The organism is Synechococcus sp. R5-13 (assembly GCF_047462015.1).
Taxonomy (GTDB): Bacteria; Cyanobacteriota; Cyanobacteriia; order Thermostichales; family Thermostichaceae; genus Thermostichus.
Genome location: NZ_JANSIL010000045.1, coordinates 1 through 7,713, shown reverse-complemented (window position 1 = coordinate 7,713; position 7,713 = coordinate 1). Strand labels below are relative to the sequence as shown.

6 protein-coding genes are annotated in these 7,713 nt (G+C 56.6%); all 6 read left to right on the top strand.

The window, feature by feature from the left end; genetic code table 11:
• Window positions 1-206 precede the first annotated feature (206 nt).
• The 6 genes from NW840_RS03915 to NW840_RS03890 all read left to right on the top strand — a co-directional run bounded on the left by NW840_RS03915 (window position 207) and on the right by NW840_RS03890 (window position 7,533).
• Entirely contained in the window at window positions 207-677 is a 471-nt protein-coding gene (locus NW840_RS03915) for a radical SAM protein (protein ID WP_414342502.1), read from the top strand.
• Window positions 674-1,114, top strand: coding sequence for an SPASM domain-containing protein (locus NW840_RS03910; protein ID WP_414342500.1), 441 nt, complete (start codon window positions 674-676; stop codon window positions 1,112-1,114). The genes NW840_RS03915 and NW840_RS03910 overlap by 4 nt, the downstream gene beginning before the upstream one ends.
• A gap of 14 nt (window positions 1,115-1,128) precedes the next feature.
• Window positions 1,129-1,902 carry a hypothetical protein gene (locus NW840_RS03905; RefSeq protein ID WP_041436669.1) on the top strand — a complete coding sequence of 258 codons (774 nt, stop codon included), beginning with the start codon at window positions 1,129-1,131 and terminating at the stop codon, window positions 1,900-1,902.
• A gap of 235 nt (window positions 1,903-2,137) precedes the next feature.
• Window positions 2,138-3,361 carry a class I SAM-dependent methyltransferase gene (locus NW840_RS03900; protein WP_414342499.1) on the top strand — a complete coding sequence of 408 codons (1,224 nt, stop codon included), beginning with the start codon at window positions 2,138-2,140 and terminating at the stop codon, window positions 3,359-3,361.
• Window positions 3,358-6,054: a tetratricopeptide repeat protein gene (locus NW840_RS03895; RefSeq protein ID WP_414342497.1), complete on the top strand. Its 2,697-nt coding sequence runs from the start codon at window positions 3,358-3,360 to the stop codon at window positions 6,052-6,054. Before NW840_RS03900 ends, NW840_RS03895 begins: the two co-directional genes overlap by 4 nt.
• A gap of 168 nt (window positions 6,055-6,222) precedes the next feature.
• Window positions 6,223-7,533 (top strand): (Fe-S)-binding protein, encoded by a 1,311-nt coding sequence (locus tag NW840_RS03890; RefSeq protein WP_414342495.1) that lies wholly within the window; start codon window positions 6,223-6,225, stop codon window positions 7,531-7,533.
• Window positions 7,534-7,713: the final 180 nt, after the last annotated feature.

The following is a 7,713-nucleotide window of genomic DNA, read 5'->3' as shown; positions in this document are numbered from 1 at the left end:
AGAAAGATCAACTGGTAGTAATCCGTACTGAACATATTATACATTATTTTCAGTATAGTTGAGCTTATTACTGACTAGAGTCATGCTCTAGGTTAGAGTTACCGCAGGCAGCAGCGTTCCTGCTAGGGGTGCGAAGCGCCCACACGGGGGAGCCTGTTGCAATGTTTTAATGAGTAGACAATTGCATGCTGCAGGAGGACAGTGAGATGAGCACAATTCCGCCGAACTTGCTGGACTATCAGCGCAGAGCTCTGGCGATGCGGGAGAGTTCATACATTGACTTTCCAGCTCATGTCCATCTGGAAACGATGGCACGTTGCAACGCTGCCTGCAACTTTTGTCCCTATTCTTCACTGGAAAGAAAGGGAGCAAAGATGGATGATTCTCTAATAGAAAAAATTGTTAATGACCTCAAAGACATTCCGCGTCTTCATCGCTTTCAATTAAGTCCTTTTAAGGTTAATGAGCCATTTTTGGATACACGGATCTTCGATTTGCTTACATATCTTCAGTCTGAGCTACCGCACGCTACCATCACCTTGACTACCAATGGCTCCCTCATCAACGAGCGGATTGTGGAACGATTAACACAGTTTCCCAATCTTGGTTTCCCAATCTTGGTTACTTGTGGGTTAGCTTCAACGATCACCGCCCAGACGAATACGAGGCAACGATGAAGTTGCCCTACAGACGGACTCGCGAAAGCCTGGACAGACTTCACAAAGCAAAAGCTGAGGGACGCTTGCCAATGCGCATTGTGCTATCCCGTGTTGGAGACGGCACAGCAGCTGATGAGGATTTCATTACCTGGGTAAGGACAACGTATCCATTGTTCGAAGTTAGCATTTTTCCGCGCACGAACTGGCTTGGCCAGGTCGATGTGTCGCCTCCCACGGCACCGCCCATAGCCTGCACTCGCTGGTTTGACATATCAATCACGGCAACGGGTGTGGTAGCCCACTGTTGCGCCGATGGCCAGGCACGCTACCCCATAGGCAACGTTCGGGACCAGCATGTCCTCGACATCTACAACAGCCCAAGCTATCGCCGACTGCGCGCGACGGTGGACAACCGTCTGCAGGTAGAGCCATGCCGCCGCTGCAACTTCCTTTAAACAAGGAGAGATCCATGGCTATCACTGCCATCGAATACGTTCTATTTAGCCAAATGCGGCAACAAAACGCTATTCCGCTTGGAGGCGACTGTTTGGAACTGGGCGAGGCCAACTGGTACGGCGACGTGGCTGTCGAGCAGCTTGGCCAAGACATTTATCGCTTTGCCAAAGAGGAAGAACGTACTGCCCTCTTCCGTCAACTTGATGAAATTACTCAGGCTAAGCGCCCTGGAATGCTGTTCGAGATCGCCAAGGTCTTTTGGCGCACCTTCTGGCAGCCACGTTCGATGACAGCGGTGGATCTTCATGGCACGGAGGCAGCTCTCAAGCTGGATCTCAATTTCCCTATCGAGTTGCCTCAGCGTTACCATGCTGTTTTTAACCTTGGCACAGCCGAGCACATCTTCAATATTGCCCAGGTGATGAAAACCATACACGACTACACGCTGCCTGGTGGCCTAATGATCCACGGTCTGCCATTTACCGGCTGGCTCGATCACGGTTTTTACAACGTGCAGCCGACCTTTTTCTGGGATCTAGCCCAGGCAAACAGCTACACGATAATGGCCTATCTCTACGTCGAGTATAATCCACTGAAGTTCGTACAGCTATGGAAACGCGAGGATATCCTCGAACTGGTCACTAAAAACCAGATTGGCCAAAACGCCTTGCTTTACTGTGTTCTGCGCAAGCCTGCTGAAGATCAACCGTTTTGCTTTCCGATTCAGGGCTACTATGCCGGCACTCTCTCCCAGGAGGCAGCAGAGGCTTGGAAGACTTTACGATAAGCGAGGGTGAAAATGAAGCGACTCAAGGAGCAATTTGCAGACAAAGCTAGCGCTGGAGTTGCTTGTGCCACGCATGCCAAAGGGAGCTGTGATCTTGTTCGATGAGCTCAACATGCGTCAGTTTCCGGGTGAAACACTGGCAACGATCGAGATGCTGGGCCTCCGCAATCTCCGTCTCTTTCGCTTCCCTTACGCGACGTGCATGTCTTATGCTGTGCTTGAGTAAGTGTAGAGCATGACTCCTCTTTATACGGATCCCTGTCCTGCCTGTGGCGAATCAGTGGCTCACCCTTTTTTTGACGGAGGGGCTGCGCCACTTGCCACATTGGGCTGGCCACGTACTGAAGAGGAGGCACGGGCCATGCCCCCCTATCGGCTTGACTTTGTGCAGTGCCTCGCCTGTGGCCATGTCTGGAATCGCGCCTTCCGCTATGAGGATGTCCCGTACGGCAGTCAGCCGAACCTCATGTTCAACGCCGGGGTCTTGTGGAACCGGCATCTGGCGCAACTGGTCGATGAGGTGCTGACCCGCCTACCTGAGAACCCAACCGTGGTTGAGATTGGCTGCGGTTGTGGTCACTTTCTGCGGTCTTCGGCTGCTCGCCGGCAAGGGCGGTACATTGGATTTGACCCTCACCAACCGGACGACTTCCCCAGTGAGTTTCAATTTGAGGCGCGGCTTTTTGACCCTGTTGAAGATCTGCTGCACCTCCAGCCGGATCTGGTGGTGATGCGTCATGTCCTGGAGCACTTTAGCCAACCAGCAGCCTTCCTACAGCAGTTGGCATGGGCTGCAGGTTGCTGTAAAAAGACTGTGCGCCTGCTTGTTGAAGTGCCCTGTATCGACCGGGTCTTTGCCACAGGGCGACTGGTGGATTTTTACTACGAACACCCCCAGCAGTTTAGCACTGAGTCGCTGCGTGCCCTGCTACAGCGCGTCGGTGCAATTGTGAGCTTGTGGCACGCCTACGATGGGGAAGTGGTGTTGGCCATCGTTGAGCTGCAGCTACCGCTAGCCTGGCGGCTCCGGGCTGAAGCAGCAGCCAAATTTGAGCAAGGCAGCCAAGAGGCTCGCCGCAAAATTGCTGCCCAGCTTCAAGAGCTGGCTAACAGTGGCCTGCGAGTTGCCCTCTGGGGAGGCACGGGGAAAGGGGCAGCCTTCATGCACCACTTTGGGGTTAAGACCAATTGGCTTACCTGGGTTGTCGATTCCGATCCAAACAAAGTTGGCACCTATGTTGCCGGCGTTGGCCAGCAAATTGTCAGCCCAGAGGAGCTGAAAACGCAGACCCCAGACGTGGTCATCATCCCAACCCAATGGCGCGCCGCTGACATTGTTGCCGAGATGGCTAGGCTTGGGATAGAGCCAAAGCAGGTGCTTATCGAGCACCAAGGGCAACTAGTCGACTACTGGCATTCTGCTCATCCCTATGCCTTGCCCAAACTAGAGGGCCGATGATGGAGCTAAGCAACCTTCTGCAGCAAGCTATTGACCACCACCAGCAGGGGCACCTGGAAGAAGCAGAGCGGCTCTATCGGGCCATCCTGCAGGTTGCCCCCCGCCACCACTACGCCCACCACCTTCTGGGCCAACTTGCCCGTCAGCGGGGGCAGCCCCGGTCGGCACTGTCCCATTTGATGACGGCAGTCAGCGCCAATCCAACGGTTGGTCAATATTGGCTAGCTTTGGTTGAAGCCCTGCTGGAGTGTGGTGAATACGGGGAGGCCGAGCGGGTTCTTGCCGAAGCGTGCGCCCACGGTTTGGAAGGGCCCGCTGTTGTCGAGCTAACTGCGCGGCTAGCGGCCGCCACCCTGAAGGGAGAAGCTCCCTCTCCTGACCCTCTGCCAGTAACGCAGCCCCCCACCGAGGAAGAAGCCAGCGAGCTACAGGAAGCAGCAGCTGCCTACAACAGTGGCAACCTAGCCCTTGTTTTGGAAAAAGCCCAGCGGCTACTTGCCAAAAACCCAGGTCTTGCCCTGGCCTGGGCCATTATTGCCCAGGTGCGCTGGAAACAGGGGGAGGCAGTGGCAGCGGAAGAGGCAGCTCGGCGGGCTCTTGCCATTGAGCCCAATCAGCGCGAGGCCCTGCTTGCCCTGGCCGTATCTCTTCAGGACCAAGAGCGCTATGAGGAAAGTGAAGCTCTCTTCCGGCAGGCACTGCTGGCTTATCCCAAGGATGCCGAGATATACAGCAATTTTTCAGCTCTGTTGCAAGAGATTGGCAAATGGCCTGAAGCGCAAGCGGTTGCCTTGCGGGCAATCGAGCTTAACCCAACCTATGCCGACGCTTGGGTCAACTATGGAAGTGCGCTGTTGGCAAGTGGCGAAAGCGAGCGAGCTGCAAGCGCCTACCAAGCGGCACTGCAGTTCAACCCACAGCGGGTAGAAGCACTCTACTGCCTTGGACGATTGGCCGCAGCTAACTATGACTTTCCCAAGGCGCTGGATTACTTTGACAAAGCCCTAACCCTTTGTCCCCACTTTGTTGAGAGCCTCCTGGCAAAGGCAGAAGTCTACGGGTTTTCTGACCAACTCCAAGAAGCAGAAAGCTGTGCGCGCCTTGCCCTGCAGAAAAAGCCGCACCACTTCGACGCCCATCTAGCTTTGGCCTTTGCTTTGGCAGCTCAAGGAAAGGATGGGGAAGCTGAGGAAGTGTTACAGGCGGCCCGCCAATGTAGACCCCAGCCCTCCGATGCGGCCGAGCGGATCCTTGCCGCCCAGATTGCGGGTCGGCTTTACTTACCAGCCATCCCCGAGTCCCAAGCGGCCATTGCCCACTGGCGAGCTCGCTATCGGGAGGGCCTTAACGCTCTGCTGGACCTGCCTGGAACCTTGACCGACCCAACCCAATACTTCTTCAGCGGCTCTGTTTCCTTCTTCTACCTTGCCTACCACAACGCCGACGACCGAGCGCTCATGGAAGGTCGCTGTCGGCTCTTTCGGGCTAAGGCGCCGCAGTTGAACTTTGAAGCGCCGCATGTTGCCCGCTGGCAGTTCCCTACAGGTCGGCGCATCCAGGTTGGCTTTTGCTCCGAGTTGCTTGTCGACCACACCATCGGCAAGCTCTACCAGGGCCTTCTGGGTCAGCTTGACCGTTCCCGCTTTGAGGTCATCCTCATCTACCCACCACAAGCCAAGCGTGACCAACTGCGAGCTAGGTTGGAAGCTGCTTGCGACCGAACGGTGACCCTCAGCGGTCGACTTCCCCAGTGGCAAGCACAAGTTGCAGCCCTTGAACTCGATGCCCTCTTCTACCCCGACATTGGCATGCGGCTATCCACCTACTTTCTGGCCTATGCGCGGCTTGCGCCTGTGCAGATGGTTAGTTACGGCCATCCGGATACCACCGGCATCGATACAGTTGATTACTTCCTAGGGGGAGATGCGCCGATGGAACCGGAAGGAGCAGAAGCCTACTACAGTGAGCGCTTGGTGCGTTTTACCCGCCTCCCCTTTTGCTACCAACTTTTCAGCTTGCCAACGTCAATTCCCTCCCGCACAGAACTGGGCCTGCCAGAGCACGGCCGGCTCTACGGCTGCCCTCAATCTTCGTTTAAGCTGCACCCTGACTTCGACGCGGTGCTAGCAGCCATTGCTGAGGGCGACCCCGAGGGCCACATTGTCATGATTGAGATCCCCCCCAAGGCTCGGAGCGAGCAGCTCAGGGCGCGCTGGGCAAAGAGTGCCCCTATCCTCAACGAACGGGTCTGCTTCCTGCCGTACCAGCCGCTTGATCGCTTCATGGCTTTGGTGGCCCACTGTAATGTTTTGCTGGATCCCATTCATTTCGGCTCAGGCAACACTCTCTACGAGTCCATGGCTTACGGCAAACCAATTGTCACCTGGCCTGGGCGCTTTGCCCGTGGGCGTTTTGTGGCAGCAGCCTACGAGCAGATGGGGATCGCCGAGATTGCGCCTATTGCCCCCTCCATCGAGGACTATGCGCCCACAGCCCTTGCTTTTGCTCGTGACCAAGAACGCTGCCTCGCTTTTGCCAGCAAGGCTGTAGCAGCAGCCAAAACGCACCTGTACTGCGACCTAGGGGCGGTGCGTCAATTCGAAGCCTTCCTCCTAGCGGCGCTGGAGGCGGCTGCCCAGGGCGAGAAGCTGCCAAGTGGCTTCCGGGTGCCGCCTCCCAAGGGCGGGAGCTGACCTTTTTGGGAGGCTCTGGCCAGGCCTGGCAGCTTTGCTCTGCCGTGGGATGTAATCAGCCCCCTCACTCTGGGATTAAGATGCAGAAAAACTGCAGGCAGGATGGCAAGCTGCCAATTGTCTCCCTGCATGGCCATGTAGAGCTGAGAGCGCGATAGGTCGAAGCCAATGAGTTTATCGCAAGGGCCGGGTTTTGATGGGGTGGATCCCCCGGATCCCAAGCTGATCGATGCCTGCGTGCATTGCGGGTTTTGCCTGACCACCTGCCCCAGCTACCGTGTAATCGGCAAAGAGACGGACTCGCCGCGGGGGCGCATCTATCAGATGGAGGCTCTCAACCAAGGTCAAATCTCCCTCTCGGCGGCTACGGTTTCCCACTTCGACAGTTGTTTGGGCTGTTTGGCCTGTGTTACGGCCTGTCCATCGGGGGTGCAATATGACCGCTTAATTGCCGCCACCCGCCCGCAAATCGAACGCAACTACCCACGTAGCCTTTGGGATCGGCTTTACCGCCAGTTCATCTTCTCGGTGTTTCCTTACCCGGAGCGGCTGCAACCGCTGCTGTGGCCTCTCTGGCTGTACCAAAAAATGGGGATCGGCGCTTGGATCCGAAAGGGTCTGGAAAAGGTCTCCCCGCGTTTGGCGGCCATGGAATCCCTGATGCCCCCCCTGGAGGTGGAGCAACTGCTGCCCAAGCGTTACCCTGAGCGGATCCCGGCGGTGGGAGAACGCCGTTTTCGGGTGGGACTCATTTTGGGCTGCGTGCAGCGCCTGTTTGCCCCGCAAGTGAATGAGGCCAGCATTCGCGTCTTGACCCACAACGGCTGTGAGGTGGTGATCCCGCCCGTCCAAGGCTGTTGCGCGGCCTTGCCCCACCATCAAGGGCAACTGCAGCAGGCGGAAACCCTGGCCCGCCAGATGATCGATGCCTTTGCCGATTACGAGTTGGATGCCATTCTGATCAACGCTTCTGGCTGCGGGCATACCCTGAAGGAGTATGGCCACCTGTTGGCCAGGGATCCCGACTACAAGGAGAAAGCAGCCCGATTTGCCACTCAAGTCAGGGATATTCAGGAGTTTCTCGCCCAGGTGGGGTTAACGGCTCCTCTACATCCGCTACAGCCGGAACCCCTGGTGCTGGTCTACCAGGATGCCTGTCACATGCTGCATGGGCAGCGGCTCAGCCAGGAACCTCGACACCTGTTGCGGCAAATCCCGGGGCTGGAGCTGCGGGATCCCGTCGATGCGGCCCTCTGCTGTGGTAGCTCCGGCGTCTACAACCTGTTGCAACCCCAGGTGGCGGATGAGCTGGGATCCCAGAAGGTAAAGAACTTGCTTAACACCGGTGCTCAGGGGATTGTCTCTGCCAATATCGGCTGCCGCCTACAAATCCAGAAACATCTGCGCCTACAGGGCAAAGCCGGGATCCCCATCTATCACCCGATGGAATTGTTGGATCGCGCCCTTACCGCTGCGTGACGCTTTCGCGAACAAGCTACAGGGGCTGCCTCTAGTCCCCGATCTGCTGAACAATTGGTTACTTTGCGGAACCGAAATAGCCATTAAACTAAGCATGTTGGCCGCGGCTATGTAAACTACCCGACACCAACCGCTAGGCGGTACGGAGCGGGCTTTTAGTAGCCCTGCAGTTAGCAAGCC